We start from the raw sequence: 15671 nt of genomic DNA, 5'->3' as shown, positions 1-15671 counted from the left end.
GTCACCGCTTCAGGGTAAACTACGCCAATGATGATGGTAAGGAATAAAACATGACCCTACAGCAGTGGATGTTCTCAATTAAAGGGCGTATTGGACGCCGGGATTTCTGGATTTGGATCGTTATCTGGGTATTGACCATGAGCGCGCTGTTCACCCTCGCCGGGTCAAATTTGCTGAATCTACAGACTGCGGCCTTTATGCTGGTGTGCCTGCTCTGGCCAACGGCGGCGGTCACCATCAAACGGCTGCACGATCGCGGCAGGTCGGGTCTCTGGGCGCTGCTGATGGTTCTGGCGTGGATGCTGCTGGCCGGGAACTGGGCGGTGCTGCCGGGGGCCTGGCAGTGGGTTGTCGGGCGGTTTGTGCCGACGCTGATTATGGTGATGATGCTGATCGACCTGGGCGCGTTCGTCGGCACCCAGGGCGAAAATAAATTTGGTAAAGAGACGCAGGACGTTCGCTGGAAGGCGGAGTCCTGATCACCAGTAGTGTTCGGCTGTCATATGGCCCGGCCGGCGGCGCAGATGCTTGCTCATCTGCCGGGTCTCCTTCAGCAGCTGCTGGGTATCCCGCACCATCTGCGGGTTGCCGCAGAGCATCACGTGGCTATTATCTGCGTTCATCGCCAGGCCAACCGCCTCTTCCAGAGCGCCGGTTTCGATCAGGAACGGAATACGCCCCGTTAGCATGCCCGGTACGGTTTCCCGACTGACCACCGACTGGATGCGCAGCTTGCCCTTATACCGCTCCTCCAGCGCCTGCATTTGCAGCAGATAGCTAAGATCGGCGGCATAGCGCGCGGCGTGGACCAGCACCAGGTTTTTAAAGCGCTCCAGGTCCTTACCTTCTTCGAGAATCGACAGGTAGGGGCCAATGGCGGTGCCGGTGGCCAGCATCCACAGGGTGTCGCAATCCGGGACCTCTTCCAGCACGAAGAAGCCGGCGGCTTCGCTGACGATCTGCACGTCATCGCCCGGCTTCAGCGCGGCCAGCCGCGGGCTGAGTTTACCCTCCGGAACCGTCACCAGGTAGAATTCAAGATCGGGATTGCTCGGGGCGTTAACGTAGGAGTAGGCGCGCTGGACGCGCTCGCCGTCAACGTCGAGGCCCAGTTTGGCAAACTGCCCGGCGGTAAACGGATGAACAGGGGCCCGTACGTGCAAACTAAACAGCGCGTCGGTCCAGAATTCCACTTTTGTTACTTTGCCGCTAACCCAGTCCGCCATGATCTTCTCCCGTTGCGAAGCGTTGCCTTATCTTCGTTGCAGACGACAAAGATTTCCAGCCCAACGGGGCCGGAAAGCTCTATTGATCAAATAATAGCGTCAGCTTCAGCCTGCCGCTCGCGACCGCAGGCTGAATGGCTTACAGGATGTGCAGCTGGATATCCGGATCTTTGCGATCGAGATAGTGAATGGACTGGATGCGGCGAATGGTGCGTGATTTGCCGCGGATCAGCAGCGTCTCGGTGGTGGCCATATTGCCCTTGCGGGTGATGCCGTCCAGCAGGTCGCCTTTGGTGATCCCGGTGGCGGAAAAGACCACGTTATCGCTGCGCGCCATCTCGTCGAGGCGCAGTACGATACCGGCTTCAATGCCCATCTCTTTACAGCGCGCCAGCTCGTTCTCGCCGATACGGCGGTTCTCTTCGCTGTCGCCCTTGACGTGGTGGCGGGCCAGCAGGCGGCCCTGCATATCGCCGTCCAGCGCCCGGATAACCGCGGCGGAAACCACGCCTTCCGGGGCGCCGCCGATACCGTACAGCACGTCAACTTCGCTATCCGGCATGCAGGTCAGAATAGAGGCCGCCACGTCGCCGTCGGGAATGGCGAAGACGCGCACGCCCAGCTGCTGCAGCTCGGCAATCACCGCGTCATGGCGCGGCTTGGCGAGCACGGTTACCGTCAGCTCGCTGAGCGGCTTATTCAGCGCGCTTGCCACGTTATGCAGGTTTTCGGCCAGCGGCAGATTCAGGTCAATCGCCCCTTTTGCCCCCGGGCCGACAATCAGCTTTTCCATGTACATGTCCGGCGCGTTCAGGAAGCAGCCCTTGTCGCCAACTGCCATGACGGCCAGCGCGTTCGCCTGGCCCATCGCCGTCATCCGCGTGCCCTCGATCGGGTCGACGGCGATATCCACCGCGTCGCCGCTGCCGGTGCCAACCTTCTCGCCGATGTAGAGCATCGGCGCTTCATCGATTTCACCTTCGCCGATGACGATAGTGCCGTCGATATTAATCAGGTTGAGCATAATACGCATGGCGTTAACCGCGGCGCCGTCGGCGGTGTTTTTATCACCGCGGCCCAGCCACTTATAGCCCGCCAGCGCGGCGGCTTCGGTAACACGCGAAAATTCGATGGCTAGTTCTCGTTTCATAATTCACTCGTTCTGAAGGAAAATTGCGCGCGGCGCCGTCTGCTCCTGCGGGAGCAGAGGCGTCAGGCGTTGGAATAGCGTTCGGTTTCCGGCATCCAGCGCTCGATAAGCGCCTGGGCCTGCTGCGGGTAGCGTTGATGAATATGGCGGGCAATGCGCTGAACGTCGGGGAGCATTGCCTTATCGCGGAGTAAATCTGCGACTTTAAATTCGGCGGTGCCGGTCTGTCGGGTGCCGAGCAGCTCGCCCGGGCCGCGGATCTCGAGGTCCTTTTGCGCGATGACGAAACCGTCGTTGCTATCGCGCAGGACCTGCAGGCGCAGCTGGGCGGTTTTCGACAGCGGCGACTTATAGAGCAGCACGCAGTGGGAGGCTACCGCGCCACGCCCGACGCGGCCTCTGAGCTGGTGCAGCTGCGCCAGCCCCAGGCGTTCCGGGTTTTCGATAATCATCAGGCTGGCGTTAGGCACGTCCACCCCGACCTCGATAACCGTGGTGGCGATAAGCAGATGCAGCTCGCCCAGCTTAAAGGCCTGCATGACCGCCTGCTTGTCTGCCGGCTTCATCCGGCCGTGCACCAGGCCGATATTGAGCTCCGGCAGCGCCAGCTTCAGCTCTTCCCAGGTGGCTTCCGCCGCCTGGGCTTCCAGCAGGTCCGACTCTTCAATCAGCGTACAGACCCAGTAGGCCTGACGCCCTTCCTGGGTACAGGCATTGCGCACGCGGTCGATAATATCGCTGCGGCGGGTATCCGGGATGGCCACCGTGGTGACCGGCGTACGGCCCGGCGGCAGCTCGTCGATCGTCGAGGTGTCGAGGTCGGCGTAGGCGGTCATCGCCAGGGTGCGCGGAATGGGAGTGGCGGTCATGATCAGCTGATGCGGATGGAAGCCCTGCTGCTGGCCCTTTTCCCACAGCGCGAGGCGCTGATGCACCCCGAAGCGGTGCTGTTCATCGATAATCACCAGCGCCAGGCCGCTAAACTGGACCTGCTCCTGAAAAATGGCGTGGGTGCCGACAATCATCTGCACCTGCCCGCTGGCGATGGCATCCTGCTGCGCCTGACGCGCCTTGCCTTTTTGTTTGCCGGCCAGCCAGCCAACCTCAACGCCCAGCGGCGCAAACCAGCTGCGGAAGTTGGCAGCGTGCTGCTCCGCCAGCAGCTCCGTCGGCGCCATCAGCGCCACCTGCCTGCCGTGGGCGATGGCCCGCAGCGCCGCGAGGGCGGCAACCAGCGTTTTGCCGGAGCCGACGTCGCCCTGTACCAGGCGCATCATCGGCACGTCGAGCGCCATATCCCGCTCGATCTCGGCGGTCACCCGCTCCTGGGCGCCGGTTGGTTTAAAGGGCAGGGAAGCCAACAGCTTGTTTTTTAGGCCATCGTTGGCGCTGAGCGGCAGGGCGTGAAAGCGCTGGGCGCCGGCGCGAACCGCCAGCATGCTCAGGTTATGCGCCAGTAGCTCTTCCAGAATTAAGCGCTGCTGGGCCGGGTGCTTACCGGTTTCCAGCTCGCTGAGCTGGAGCGACGGCGGCGGGCGGTGCAGGGTGCGCAGCGCCTCCGGGAGACTCATCATTCCCTGCGCCAGCTCGGGCGGCAGCAGCTCGGCGATAGCGCAGGTCTCAAGGAGTTCCAGCGCCTGATCGGTCAGCTTACGCAGCGTGGCCTGTTTGATACCTTCGGTGGTGGGGTAGACCGGAGTCAGGGTCTCCTGCAGGTCGGGGGTGCTCATATCGCCCTGCACGCGGTATTCCGGGTGGATCATCTCCGCGCCGTATTTGCCGCGCTTCGCTTCGCCGTAGGCCAGCACCCGGCGGCCGGCGGCAAGGCTGTTTTTCATCGCGGCGTTGAAGTTAAAGAAGCGCATGGTGAGAATTCCGGAGCCATCGCTTATCTGGCAGGTCATCATCCGGCGGCCGCCGAAGGTGATGTTGCTGTTGAGCACTTCGCCTTCAACGGTAGCGTAGACCCCCGGCAGCAGGTCACCGATTTGATAGAGCTGGGTGCGGTCTTCGTAGCGTAGCGGCAGATGCAGCAGCAGATCCTGCACGGTGTGCAGGCCGATTTTCGCCAGCTTGCTGCTCTGCGCTGCGCCAACGCCGGTTAACGTGTTGAGCGGGACAGTATCCAGCAGACGGCTTTGCATCGGTTTACCTCGCTGCCTGCATTGTGGCCCACCACGCGGCGTCGGCTTCGACTTCGCCCTGGCCGTTGACGTGGGGATAGGGAAGGCCTTTCTGTTTTGCCACTCTTGCCAGCACCGGATAGCCGCCTTCAAACAGCAGGCGCTGCTGCTCGTCTTCCGACAGCATGCTGTTTTCGCGTTTATACATGCCTGCGTTCTGCCGCTGGCGCTGCGCTTCATAGAGAATCAGGGCGGAGGCGACGGAGACGTTGAGCGACTGCACCATGCCCGTCATCGGAATCACGATCTCCTGGTCCGCCAGCGCCAGGGCTTCCGCGGTGATGCCGGTTTTTTCCTGGCCCATCAGGATACAGGTGGGCCGGGTGTAGTCGATTTCACGAAAGTCGACGGCTTTGTCAGAAAGATGGGTGGCAAGGATTTGCATGCCCTGGCCCTTTAGGTAACCGACGGCGTCGCCAATGGTAGGGTGCGTTTTGACCTGTACCCAGCTGTTGCTGCCCGCGGCGGCGGCGACCATGGTGTGCATGCGGCTGCTGGGCCAGATAGCGTGCACTTCGTGCACGCCAACGGCGTCTGCGGTACGAACAACCGCAGAGACGTTATGAGGTTTGTGGACCTGCTCCATGCAGACCGTCAGGTCAGGCTGACGCCTGGCGAGCATCTCACAAATACGCGCATAACGCTGTGAATTCATTACACTTCATCCTTCAAATTGCCTCGGCGTGAGCCGCTGGCTCCCCGGCTTACAGCCTCGCCTTTCGGGACCAGCGCAAGCGCTGTGCAAAACGCTGGCGCGTTTTGCGACCTGGCCCGAATGATTTTGTGTATAAGGCTAGTTTCGGTTACGGGTGACTTTTATCACGTCCGGCATCACGCGAATTTTGCGCATGATATTCGCCAGATGCACGCGATCCCGCGCGGTAAGGCGAATAAAGGCGCTGTACACGCGGCCATCCTTTTCTTCCGTATTCAGGCTTTGAATATTGGAAGCGGCGGTATTGATCGCGGCCGTGAGGTTCGCCAGCGCGCCCTGGTGGTTAAACATATCCACCTTAATTTCGGTGATAAATTCCTGGGCGGTCTCTTTATCCCACTCGACGGCCATAAACTTCTCGGGCTCTTTCTGGTAGCCGCGAATGTTACGACAGGACTCGTGGTGAATGACCAGGCCTTTGCCGGGGCTGACGTGCGCGATAATCGGGTCACCGGGAATCGGGCGACAGCACTTGGCGAAGGTAATCAGCACGCCGTCGGCGCCTTTAATCGGCAGATGTCCGTGGCCTGACGACGATGAGCTTTGCGCCGGCGCGGAGACGGTCTCTCCCTGCTGCAGGTTTCTGGCAACCACCACGCTCATCGCGTTGCCGAGGCCGATTTCTGCCAGCAGATCGTCCAGCGTCGCCAGCTTCATGCGCTCAAGCTCGCGCTGAACGTTCTCTGGCGGGATTTCTGCCAGCTTGCGGCTGCCGCCGAGGGCGTGGTTGAGCAGCCGGCGGCCGAGGCTGACGGAGTCATCGCGCTTGAGGTTTTTCAACAGCTGGCGGATCTTCGCGCGCGCTTTCGAGCTGACGACAAAGTTCAGCCAGGCGGCGTTCGGACGCGCGCCCGGTGCGGTAATGATTTCTACCGTCTGGCCGCTGGAGAGCGGCTGCGACAGCGGATAGGGCTGGCGGTCAACGCGCGCGCCAACGCAGGCGTGGCCGATATCGGTATGCACCGCGTAGGCAAAGTCCACCGGCGTCGCACCGGCGGGAAGTTCGACAATGCGCCCTTCCGGGGTGAAAACGTAAATCTCATCCGGGAACAGATCGGATTTGACGCTCTCGATAAATTCAAACGAGCTGCCTGCGCTCTGCTGCAGTTCCAGCAGGCTCTGCATCCAGCGCTGGGCGCGGATCTGCGCGGTAGTGCTGCTCTCGCCGCCGTGCTCTTTATAGGCCCAGTGCGCCGCAACCCCCATCTCCGCCATCTGGTCCATGTCTTCGGTACGGATCTGTACCTCAACCGGGACGCCGTGCGGGCCGATCATCGAGGTGTGCAAAGATTGATAGCCGTTCGCTTTCGGAATGGCGATGTAATCTTTCATCCGCCCTGGACGCGGCTTGTAGAGGCTGTGCATCTGGCCAAGCACGCGGTAGCAGGTGTCGGCATCGTGGACAATCACGCGGAAGGCGTAGATATCCATGATCGAGTGAAAACGCTGCTCTTTGAGCACCATTTTGCAGTAGATGGAGTACAAATGCTTCTCGCGACCGCTGACGCGACAGGGGATCCCCGCTTCCTGTAAACGTCCTTCGATTTCGGAGAGGATCTTTTGGATCATCTCTTTACGATTGCCGCGCGCCGCTTTAACGACTTCTTTAATGACGCGATACCGATTGGGATACAGCGCTTCAAAGCCCAGCTCTTCGAGCTCGGTTTTAATGTGATGGATACCTAAACGGTGGGCCAGCGGGCTGTAGATTTCCAGCGTTTCGCGGGCGATGCGGCGGCGTTTATCCGGGCGTAGTGAGCCCAGGGTGCGCATGTTGTGGGTGCGGTCGGCAAGCTTGATGAGGATGACGCGGATATCCTGCACCATCGCCATAATCATCTTGCGAAAGTTTTCGGCCTGCGCCTCTTTCTTATCGCGGAACTTGAGCTTATCAAGTTTTGATACCCCCTCTACCAGCTCGGCAACGCTTTTACCAAAGAGCTGCTCCATGTCCTGGTAGGTGGCGGGGGTATCTTCAATCACGTCATGCAGCAGGGCGGCCATCAGCGTTTCGTGGTCGAGTTTCATCTCGGCCAGAATACAGGCTACCGCTACCGGGTGCGTGATATAGGGTTCACCGCTTGAACGTGTCTGACCCTCGTGAGCGTCACGTGCAACGAGATACGCCTGCCGAAGACGCTTGATTTGCTCTTCCGGCAGGTAGTTTTGAATCAGCTGATTCAGGCTTTCAAACAGATACAAGGGCGACCCGCTGCGTTATTAACGACGACCTTCAGCAATAGCGGTAACTGCTTGTAATTCAGCGGCTTCCTGCTCTTGCTGTTCTTGACGATCGCGCACGTCGAGGATCTGGTTGTTGATCAGACCTTCTTCGATTTCGCGCAGTGCGATAACGGTAGTTTTATCGTTTTCTTCCGCTACCAGCGGATCTTTTCCGCCAACCTGCATCTGACGAGCGCGACGCGCGGCGACCAGTACCAGGTCAAAACGGTTACCAATTTTCTCTACAGCGTCCTGAACAGTTACGCGTGCCATACTTAAAATGCTCCACAGATGAAGAAATGACTGGGCATGATACTGAATGTGGGTTCAGTCTGCCAACAGTTTGGTGATTAAAGCGCCATGTCGCTGCTTTTGGCGGCTCATGCGCAGACGTTCGGCGCGGATGATGTTTTTCAGATCGCCAAGGGCGGTATCAAAATCATCATTCACAATAAGGTAATCATATTCCGCGTAATGGCTCATTTCTGCAACAGCCTGCGCCATACGTTTCGCGATCACCTCTTCGCTGTCCTGGCCGCGGCCACGCAGGCGACGGTCAAGCTCATCTTTGGACGGCGGCAGAACAAAAATGCTGCGCGCCCCCGGCATTTTATGACGGATTTGCTGAGCGCCCTGCCAGTCGATATCGAGGAAGACATCAACGCCGGTTGCCAGTACCTGCTCGATCGCTTCGCGCGAGGTGCCGTAATAGTTGCCAAAGACTTCCGCATGCTCAAGAAATGCGTCTTTACCAATCATCGTTCTGAAATCGTCGTGATTAACAAAGAAATAGTGTTCACCGTGCACTTCGCCAGGACGCGGCGCGCGCGTGGTATGCGAAACAGAGACCTGAGAGTCGTACAGCGGTTGGGTTTTTAATAAAGCCTGAATCAGGCTGGATTTACCCGCGCCACTTGGGGCGGAAACAATATAAAGCGTGCCTTGAGCCATGAGAGTCTTTTGTATGTGATGGTCGAAAGAGAAACTACATACGAGCCTATTATACACGCCGCCGCGCTGTGACGTAGTCCCTGTCACACTTTTTCCCTCTGTTTCTTTCATTTTGCCTGCCGTTTCCCTGATTTCTCTGTGCGTTGCCGCAATCAACTACAAACCCTGGAAGCTGGATCGCGGCACGGAAAAGCCCTTATCGCCGGTAATGCCCCGGCGGCGGCAGAATGCCGGTGGGCAAAAAGGAGGGCAGCACAGTGCGAAAATGGCTTTGGGCGATAGGCATAGGGATAACGGCGGGATACGGCCAGTCGGCCTGCCCCGCGTGGACGCAGGCGCAGGCCGAACAGGAGGTCAGCCGCCTCAATCAGCAGGTTGCCGGGTGGAAAAACGACTACTGGCTGCGCGGCAGCAGCGAAGTCGCTGATGACGTCTACGATCGGCTTTTCGCCCGGTTAGTCGAGTGGCGGCGCTGTTTTGCCATCAAAACGCCAATAATCGATGATTTACCGCCGCCCCGGGGCGAGATGCGGCATCCGGTTGCCCACACCGGCGTGCGTAAGCTGGCGGAAAAAGCCGACGTGGCGCGCTGGATGCGGGGCAAAACCGATCTGTGGGTGCAGCCAAAGGTGGATGGCGTTGCTGTGACGCTGGTTTACCGCCGCGGACGGCTGGTGCAGGCCATCAGCCGGGGAGATGGGCGAGCCGGTGAAGACTGGACGGCAAAAGTGCGGCAGATTCCCGGCGTGCCGAGGGTGACGAAGGGCGCGCTGGCAAACAGCGTGCTGCAGGGGGAGCTTTTTCTGCGCCGCGCCGGACATATCCAGAAGCGGATGGGGGGAGTGAATGCCCGGGCGACGGTCGCTGGCGCCATGATGCGGCGGGATATGTCGACATCGTTAGCGGAACTGGGCGTCTTTATCTGGGCATGGCCGGATGGGCCCGAGGGGATGCATCAACGGCAGGCTCTGCTGCAGCAGGCCGGGTTTAGCGAAAGCCGCGGCTTTTCTCAACCGGTGGCGGACGTGGGGCAGGTTGCGCGCTGGCGTGAACGTTGGTTAACGTCAACGCTACCTTTTGCTACCGATGGCGTTGTCGTACGCCTTGGGAAGGCGCCTGCCGGGCGCTTCTGGTCACCGGGGCTGGGGGATTGGGTCGCGGCGTGGAAGTATCCCCCGGCCATCCGCATCATGGAGGTGCGCGACCTTCGCTTTTACGTCGGGCGTAGCGGGAAAATTGCCGTGGTGGCAGGGCTCGAACCGCAGCAGCTGGACGATAAGCAGGTTAAGCGCGTGAGCGTAGGGTCGGTGGCCCGCTGGCAAAGCCTGGATATTGCGATTGGCGATCAGCTGCAAATCAGCCTGGCGGGACAGGGGATCCCGAGGATAGATAGCGTAGTGTGGCGAACGGTCCAGCGCAGCAAGCCTCAACCGCCTCCGGCGCATTTTAACGCCCTGACCTGCTATTTTTTCTCCCCCGAGTGCGGCGGACAGTTTCTTGCAAGGCTGGTCTGGCTGTCGTCAAAGCCCGTACTGGACCTCGGCAGCGTCGGTGAGTCCGCGTGGCGCGCCGTCCATCACACTCTGCGTATGGAGCACCTTTTTTCGTGGCTGGCGTTTACCCCTCAGCAGCTGCAGTCAGTCCCGGGGATCTCTGCGCGACGCGGTCAGCGGCTCTGGCACCAGTTTAACCTTGCCCGCCAGCAGCCCTTTCTGCGCTGGGTGCAGGCTCTGGGAGTGCCGGTGCCGCAGGCGGCGATGGCGGGCCTGACCGGAGAGGGCTGGTCGCAGCTGCTGGCGCGCAGCGAAGAGCAGTGGCGGCGCCTGCCGGGAGTGGGGGATGAAAAAGCGCGTCAGCTGGTGGCCTTTCTGCGGCATCCGGACGTTGCCGCGCTGGCGCAGTGGCTCAGCGGGCAGGGTATCTCCGGGTTTTAGCCCGATCAGTGCGCGTTATGGTTGTAGTGGAAGACCGGCAGACCCAGCTTCCAGCGCAGGGCCAGCATGCGGGCGGTGAAGCCAAACAGCAGGGTGGCGATGACCACCACGTCGTGGCTGCTGACATAGTGCTGCAGGGCGATATACAGAATGGCGGCGGCAAAAGAGATCCCGGCGTACAGCTCTTTTTGAAACACCAGCGGGATGCGCTTACAGAACATATCGCGCAGCACGCCGCCGAATACGCCGGTGATGACCGCCGCGATAGAGGCGATAACCGGGCCTTCTCCCATATCGAGGGCAATCTGCGCGCCGATGATTGAAAACACCACCAGGCCGAGGGCGTCGAGGACTAAAAACAGCCGACGCAGGTGGGGCATAACCGGCGCGACAATCGTGGTGAGCACCGCGGCGACGGCAACAATGATGACGTATTCCGGGTTCTTGACCCAGCCCAGAGGATAGTGGCCGAGCAGAATATCCCGCACCGACCCGCCGCCCAGCGCGGTGGCGGTCGCAATAATGATAACGCCAAAGGTATCCATACGACGGCGTCCGGCCGCCAGAGCGCCGGTCATCGCTTCCGCGGTAATACCAATTAAATACAGAATATGAAGCAGCATAGATCCCCCACGATGAGAGCGGGCAGGTTAGCGATTTGTGCGCAGGATCACGACTGAGATTTTCTAAGGTGAACGGGTTACGCCTTTAAAAAATAATGTCTGATTATCTCTATGGCCTTTATCTGCGGGGTTATCAGGTTTTTTATTTTAACTTTTAGATTAGAAAAAGTAATGAGTAAGGTCGGGCCGGTGCTGGTCAGGAATATACGCGACAAATACGTAATATTTAACTCGCTACGCTTATCATTTTATTTTCCTCTTTCAGGGCCTAAGAATATGACCGGAGTAACCGGCGAGAAAAACTACCTGCTGCGCCTGGCGGCCGTCGTTCTGACCGGGGTCCTTGCCGGCCTGTCGGGAATGGTTCTGGCGATGATTTTGCACGCTATTCAGCACCTTGCTTTTGGATACAGCCTCGATCGTCTTATCGGCACGGAGTCGTTTTTACAGGGCGTAACGGACGCCTCCTGGCCCCGACGCTTTACGGCCATTGTCGCCGGCGGCGCGATTGCCGGGTTTGGCTGGTGGCTGCTGGGCCGCTACGGTCAGAAGCGGGTGTCGATTTCCGCCGCCGTCGCCTCGCCCGCGGTGCCGATGCCGGCGGGTACGACAACCCTGCACGCCCTGTTGCAGATAGTCACCGTGGCGCTGGGCTCCCCGCTCGGTCGGGAGGTTGCTCCGCGAGAGATGGGGGCGCTGGGAGCCGGTATCGTGGCGCGCAGAATGGGCCTGCACGACGATGAGACCCGCACGCTGATTGCCTGCGGCGCCGGTGCCGGGCTGGCGGCGGTATATAACGTGCCGCTGGCTGGCGCCCTGTTCACCCTTGAAGTGATGCTGCTGTCGTTTAGCTGGGAGAAAACGCTGGCGGCCGTGGTGACGTCGGCCGTTGCTGCCTGGACGGCAGCGCTCGGGCTGGGGGATGAGTCCCAGTACCATTTTATCTCCGGCGCGCTCCCGCACGCGTTTATGTGGTGGGCGATAATCGTCAGCCCGCTGCTTGGCGCGGCGGCGTGGCTGTTTCGTCAGGCAACCAGCGCCGCGCGTGCGCGGGTCAGGACAAACTGGCAGATGCCGCTATTTTGCCTGCTGGCGTTTACCCTCCTTGCCGGGCTGAGCCTCTATTTTCCACAGCTGCCCGGCAATGGCAAAGGCCCGATGCAGCTTGCGATCGGCGACGGGCTGGGATTGCATAGCGCGCTGGTGCTTCTGGCCCTGAAAGCGATCGTTATTCTGGCGGTGCTGCGCGGCGGTGCGGAGGGAGGACTGTTGACCCCTGGCCTGGCGGTGGGAGGCCTGGTGAGCCTGCTGCTGAGTATGCTTTGGCAGCAGCTGGTGCCCGGCGGCGACACCGGCAGCTTTGCGCTGGTTGGGGCTGCGGCTTTTCTGGCGGCGTCAATGCAGATGCCGCTGACGGCGGTTGCGCTGGTGATGGAGTTTACCCATATGGACCATAGCTATCTGGCCCCCACGCTGCTGTGCGCTGCGGGTGCTTTTATCACCTGTCGGATACTGGACGGAAAGTACAGGTTCTGAACTGAAGGGATAAAAAAGGCTGGAAAAACCAGCCTTTAATCGAGGTGCCGGCGGTTACTCGATGTTCTGAATCTGCTCGCGCATCTGCTCAATCAGCACTTTCAGCTCGATGGCAGAGTTGGTGACTTCCGCATTAATCGATTTTGACGCCAGGGTGTTCGACTCGCGGTTGAACTCCTGCATCATAAAGTCCAGGCGGCGGCCAACGGCCTCTTTTTTCTTCAGAATGTTGTAGGTCTCTTTGACATGCGCTTCCAGACGATCCAGCTCTTCGGAAACGTCGATACGCTGCGCCATCAGCACCAGCTCTTGTTCGAGACGGTTGTTTTCCAGCTGGACTTCCGCGTCTTCCAGCTTGGAGACCAGGCGCTCGCGCTGCCACTGCAGGATTTCCGGCATATGGCTGCGAACTTTACCGACTTCGATGCTGACGCCCTGCAGGCGCTGTTCGATAAGCGTCTTCAGCGCCTGACCTTCGGTTTCGCGGGCGACGATAAAGTCGTCCAGCGCGCCGTTCAGTGCGGTGAGAATATCGGAGGCAATGGCGTCGAGATCCTGCTCCTGAGCGGCCATGACGCCGGGCCAGCGCAGGATATCAACCGGGTTAATTTCCCCTTCGTCGCTCTGCATTTTTACCCAGTTAGCGGCGTTGACCAGCTGCTTTGCCAGATTTTCGTTCAGGATAAGCTCACCCTGAGCGCTTGGATCCTGTTCAAAACGCAGGGTACATTCGATTTTGCCGCGGGTCAGACGCGCACGAATACGCTCACGCACCACGGGCTCCAGGCTACGGAACTGCTCCGGCAGACGGAAATAGGTTTCCAGGTAGCGCTGGTTTACCGAGCGCAGTTCCCACGCGGCGCTGCCCCATTCGCCCTTAATTTCACGACGGGCATAGGCGGTCATACTGCGGATCATAGACGTTCCTGTTTTTAAAGGAGAGTGGGGGGGATTATAGCTTTCAGGGCCTTATCAGGATAGGAATAAGCAAGCATTATCCGTATAATGCGCAGCCATATTCGTTTCAAGCCGGAGAGAACATCATGCGTCCAGCAGGCCGTAGCGCTAATCAGGTGCGTCCCGTAACCCTGACCCGTAACTATACCATACACGCAGAAGGCTCCGTGCTGGTCGAATTTGGTGACACCAAAGTGCTGTGCACCGCGTCGATTGATGAAGGCGTGCCGCGCTTTCTGAAAGGCCAGGGCCAGGGGTGGATCACCGCAGAGTACGGCATGCTGCCGCGCGCGACGCATACCCGTAACGCGCGTGAAGCTGCCAAAGGTAAGCAGGGCGGTCGTACCATGGAAATCCAGCGTCTTATCGCCCGCGCGCTGCGCGCTGCGGTAGACCTGAAGGCGCTTGGCGAGTTCACCATTACTCTCGATTGCGATGTGCTACAGGCCGACGGCGGCACTCGTACCGCATCAATCACCGGTGCCTGCGTGGCGCTGGCCGACGCTCTGAACAAGCTGGTCGCCGCCGGTAAGCTGAAAACCAACCCGATGAAAGGCATGGTTGCTGCCGTTTCCGTCGGCATCGTCAACGGCGAAGCGCTTTGCGATCTGGAGTACGTGGAAGATTCCGCAGCGGAAACCGATATGAACGTGGTGATGACCGAAGATGGTCGCATCATCGAGGTGCAGGGCACGGCGGAAGGCGAGCCGTTTACCCACGAAGAGCTCCTGACTCTGCTGGCGTTGGCCAGAGGGGGGATCGAATCCATTGTCACGACGCAGAAGGCGGCGTTGGAAAACTAGTTTTTAAGGCGACTGAGAAGTCGCCTTTTTTTTGTCCGTAGATCCATAGAAAGCATGATGAGGAGCGAATCCATGAAACCATATCAGCGCCAGTTTATTGAGTTTGCGCTTAACAAGCAGGTTCTTAAGTTTGGCGAATTTACGCTGAAATCCGGGCGCAAGAGCCCCTATTTCTTCAATGCCGGCCTGTTTAACACCGGGCGCGATCTGGCACTGTTGGGCCGTTTCTATGCAGAGGCGCTGGTCGACTCCGGAATTGATTTTGACCTGCTGTTTGGGCCGGCCTACAAAGGCATTCCCATTGCGACCACCACGGCGGTTGCGCTGGCTGAACACCACGACCTGGATTTACCCTACTGCTTTAACCGCAAAGAGGCCAAAACGCACGGCGAAGGCGGCAATCTGGTTGGCAGCGCCCTGCAGGGTCGCGTCATGCTGGTCGACGATGTGATAACCGCAGGCACCGCCATTCGCGAATCGATGGAGATTATCCAGGCCAACGGGGCTGAGCTCGCCGGCGTGCTGATTTCTCTGGATCGTCAGGAACGCGGTCGCGGCGAAATTTCCGCGATTCAGGAAGTTGAGCGCGATTACGGCTGCAAGGTGATCTCTATCGTCACCCTCAAGGACCTGATTAGCTATCTGGAAGAGAAGCCGGAGATGGCCGAACATCTGGCGTCGGTACGCGCCTATCGCGAAGAGTTTGGCGTATAGGTAACAAAGCCCGGGGCGTTATGCCTCCGGGCTTCGGATTACTGCAGCTGTGAGGCGACCAGCGGCCAGCGGGCGTCAAAATCGTCCGTCGGACGATATTTAAACTCGCTGCGCACAAAGCGCGACAGCATGCCTTCACAGAACGCCAGCAGCTGGCTGGCCAGCAAAGATTCGTCGGTGACGAAGCCTTCACCTTCGCGCATTTTCTTCTCGCGCATGACCTGGCGTAGCTGAACCTCAATGCGTTCAAAGAGCTGGTTGATCCGGTTCTGCAGGCGGTCCTGTTCAAACATCAGCGCGTGGCCGGTCAGAATTCGCGTCAGCCCAGGATTACGCTCACCAAACCCAAGAATCAACAGCACGATCAGGCGCAGGCGCGCGGATGTGTCTTTCTCATCTTTTAAAATCAAATTGATGCGCGTAATCAGACTGTCTTCGATAAACTCAATCAGGCTATCGAACATGCGGGTTTTGCTGGGAAAATGACGGTACAGCGCCGCTTCGGACACGCCGACGGACGCCGCCAGTTTCGCCGTGGTAATACGTTGACTACCATCGCTGGATTCAAGCATTTGCGCCAGAGATTGAAGTATTTCCTCGCGACGATTCCTTTTCGCAGTTTGTTTTTCTGCCATGTTTTAAAATACCCCTGAAAA

General features: G+C 59.3%; 15 protein-coding genes. 5 read left to right on the top strand and 10 right to left on the bottom strand.

All coding sequences use genetic code 11. From position 1 onward, the window contains the following. The first annotated feature begins 50 nt into the window (after positions 1 to 50). Entirely contained in the window at positions 51 to 479 is a 429-nt protein-coding gene (locus tag RTE01_RS15425; protein ID WP_041143240.1) for a DUF805 domain-containing protein, read from the top strand. On the opposite strand, the gene fpr is transcribed toward RTE01_RS15425, so the two are convergent. The 7 genes from fpr to gmk form a co-directional block, all read right to left on the bottom strand. Beyond that, complete coding sequence (gene fpr / locus RTE01_RS15420; protein WP_041143239.1) at positions 480 to 1226, bottom strand: ferredoxin--NADP(+) reductase; 747 nt, start codon at positions 1224 to 1226, stop codon at positions 480 to 482. A 139-nt stretch (positions 1227 to 1365) separates the two neighbouring features. Then, complete coding sequence (gene glpX, locus RTE01_RS15415) at positions 1366 to 2376, bottom strand: class II fructose-bisphosphatase (RefSeq protein WP_041143238.1); 1011 nt, start codon at positions 2374 to 2376, stop codon at positions 1366 to 1368. Between the two features lie 62 nt (positions 2377 to 2438). Continuing rightward, on the bottom strand, positions 2439 to 4520 hold the full coding sequence (gene recG / locus RTE01_RS15410; protein ID WP_134528161.1) for an ATP-dependent DNA helicase RecG: 2082 nt from the start codon (positions 4518 to 4520) through the stop codon (positions 2439 to 2441). A 4-nt stretch (positions 4521 to 4524) separates the two neighbouring features. Further along, positions 4525 to 5214 (bottom strand): tRNA (guanosine(18)-2'-O)-methyltransferase TrmH, encoded by a 690-nt coding sequence (gene trmH, locus RTE01_RS15405; RefSeq protein ID WP_134528158.1) that lies wholly within the window; start codon positions 5212 to 5214, stop codon positions 4525 to 4527. Between the two features lie 138 nt (positions 5215 to 5352). Beyond that, positions 5353 to 7476: a bifunctional GTP diphosphokinase/guanosine-3',5'-bis pyrophosphate 3'-pyrophosphohydrolase gene (gene spoT / locus RTE01_RS15400; protein WP_041143235.1), complete on the bottom strand. Its 2124-nt coding sequence runs from the start codon at positions 7474 to 7476 to the stop codon at positions 5353 to 5355. Positions 7477 to 7494: 18 nt separating this feature from the next. Then, entirely contained in the window at positions 7495 to 7770 is a 276-nt protein-coding gene (gene rpoZ, locus RTE01_RS15395) for a DNA-directed RNA polymerase subunit omega (RefSeq protein ID WP_006817787.1), read from the bottom strand. 54 nt (positions 7771 to 7824) lie between these two features. Then, on the bottom strand, positions 7825 to 8448 hold the full coding sequence (gmk, locus tag RTE01_RS15390) for a guanylate kinase (RefSeq protein WP_041143234.1): 624 nt from the start codon (positions 8446 to 8448) through the stop codon (positions 7825 to 7827). Positions 8449 to 8705: 257 nt separating this feature from the next. On the opposite strand from gmk, the gene ligB reads away from it, so the two are divergent. Continuing rightward, a complete protein-coding gene (ligB, locus tag RTE01_RS15385) occupies positions 8706 to 10382 on the top strand; it encodes an NAD-dependent DNA ligase LigB (protein WP_141335148.1) in 1677 nt (558 codons plus the stop codon). A 5-nt stretch (positions 10383 to 10387) separates the two neighbouring features. Here the strand turns inward: ligB and RTE01_RS15380 are convergent, their stop codons facing one another. Next, positions 10388 to 11005, bottom strand: a complete 618-nt coding sequence (locus RTE01_RS15380) for a trimeric intracellular cation channel family protein (protein ID WP_041143233.1) — start codon at positions 11003 to 11005, stop codon at positions 10388 to 10390. 276 nt (positions 11006 to 11281) lie between these two features. On the opposite strand from RTE01_RS15380, the gene RTE01_RS15375 reads away from it, so the two are divergent. Continuing rightward, positions 11282 to 12541 carry a chloride channel protein gene (locus tag RTE01_RS15375; protein WP_134528155.1) on the top strand — a complete coding sequence of 420 codons (1260 nt, stop codon included), beginning with the start codon at positions 11282 to 11284 and terminating at the stop codon, positions 12539 to 12541. A gap of 54 nt (positions 12542 to 12595) precedes the next feature. Here RTE01_RS15375 and RTE01_RS15370 read toward each other — a convergent pair whose 3' ends face one another. Then, positions 12596 to 13459 carry a YicC/YloC family endoribonuclease gene (locus RTE01_RS15370; protein ID WP_134528152.1) on the bottom strand — a complete coding sequence of 288 codons (864 nt, stop codon included), beginning with the start codon at positions 13457 to 13459 and terminating at the stop codon, positions 12596 to 12598. A 125-nt stretch (positions 13460 to 13584) separates the two neighbouring features. Between RTE01_RS15370 and rph the strand changes: the two genes are divergently transcribed. Both rph and pyrE read left to right on the top strand, forming a co-directional pair. Further along, positions 13585 to 14301, top strand: a complete 717-nt coding sequence (rph, locus tag RTE01_RS15365) for a ribonuclease PH (protein ID WP_041143230.1) — start codon at positions 13585 to 13587, stop codon at positions 14299 to 14301. A 72-nt stretch (positions 14302 to 14373) separates the two neighbouring features. Further along, positions 14374 to 15015, top strand: a complete 642-nt coding sequence (gene pyrE, locus RTE01_RS15360; protein ID WP_041143229.1) for an orotate phosphoribosyltransferase — start codon at positions 14374 to 14376, stop codon at positions 15013 to 15015. 38 nt (positions 15016 to 15053) lie between these two features. Here pyrE and slmA read toward each other — a convergent pair whose 3' ends face one another. Next, positions 15054 to 15650, bottom strand: a complete 597-nt coding sequence (slmA, locus tag RTE01_RS15355; protein ID WP_134528149.1) for a nucleoid occlusion factor SlmA — start codon at positions 15648 to 15650, stop codon at positions 15054 to 15056. Positions 15651 to 15671: the final 21 nt, after the last annotated feature.

This window comes from Klebsiella terrigena (genome assembly GCF_006539725.1).
In the GTDB taxonomy this organism is placed as follows: Bacteria; Pseudomonadota; Gammaproteobacteria; order Enterobacterales; family Enterobacteriaceae; genus Klebsiella; species Klebsiella terrigena.
This window is presented reverse-complemented; position numbering and strand designations above follow the sequence as displayed.

Coding starts and splice junctions, on each gene's coding strand:
- RTE01_RS15375 (WP_134528155.1), top strand. CDS start 11,282: ATGACCGGAGTAACCGGCGAGAAAAACTACCTGCTGCGCCTGGCGGCC.
- recG (WP_134528161.1), bottom strand. CDS start 4,520: ATGCAAAGCCGTCTGCTGGATACTGTCCCGCTCAACACGTTAACCGGC.
- pyrE (WP_041143229.1), top strand. CDS start 14,374: ATGAAACCATATCAGCGCCAGTTTATTGAGTTTGCGCTTAACAAGCAG.
- rph (WP_041143230.1), top strand. CDS start 13,585: ATGCGTCCAGCAGGCCGTAGCGCTAATCAGGTGCGTCCCGTAACCCTG.
- trmH (WP_134528158.1), bottom strand. CDS start 5,214: ATGAATTCACAGCGTTATGCGCGTATTTGTGAGATGCTCGCCAGGCGT.
- RTE01_RS15380 (WP_041143233.1), bottom strand. CDS start 11,005: ATGCTGCTTCATATTCTGTATTTAATTGGTATTACCGCGGAAGCGATG.
- fpr (WP_041143239.1), bottom strand. CDS start 1,226: ATGGCGGACTGGGTTAGCGGCAAAGTAACAAAAGTGGAATTCTGGACC.
- gmk (WP_041143234.1), bottom strand. CDS start 8,448: ATGGCTCAAGGCACGCTTTATATTGTTTCCGCCCCAAGTGGCGCGGGT.
- RTE01_RS15370 (WP_134528152.1), bottom strand. CDS start 13,459: ATGATCCGCAGTATGACCGCCTATGCCCGTCGTGAAATTAAGGGCGAA.
- glpX (WP_041143238.1), bottom strand. CDS start 2,376: ATGAAACGAGAACTAGCCATCGAATTTTCGCGTGTTACCGAAGCCGCC.
- rpoZ (WP_006817787.1), bottom strand. CDS start 7,770: ATGGCACGCGTAACTGTTCAGGACGCTGTAGAGAAAATTGGTAACCGT.
- RTE01_RS15425 (WP_041143240.1), top strand. CDS start 51: ATGACCCTACAGCAGTGGATGTTCTCAATTAAAGGGCGTATTGGACGC.
- slmA (WP_134528149.1), bottom strand. CDS start 15,650: ATGGCAGAAAAACAAACTGCGAAAAGGAATCGTCGCGAGGAAATACTT.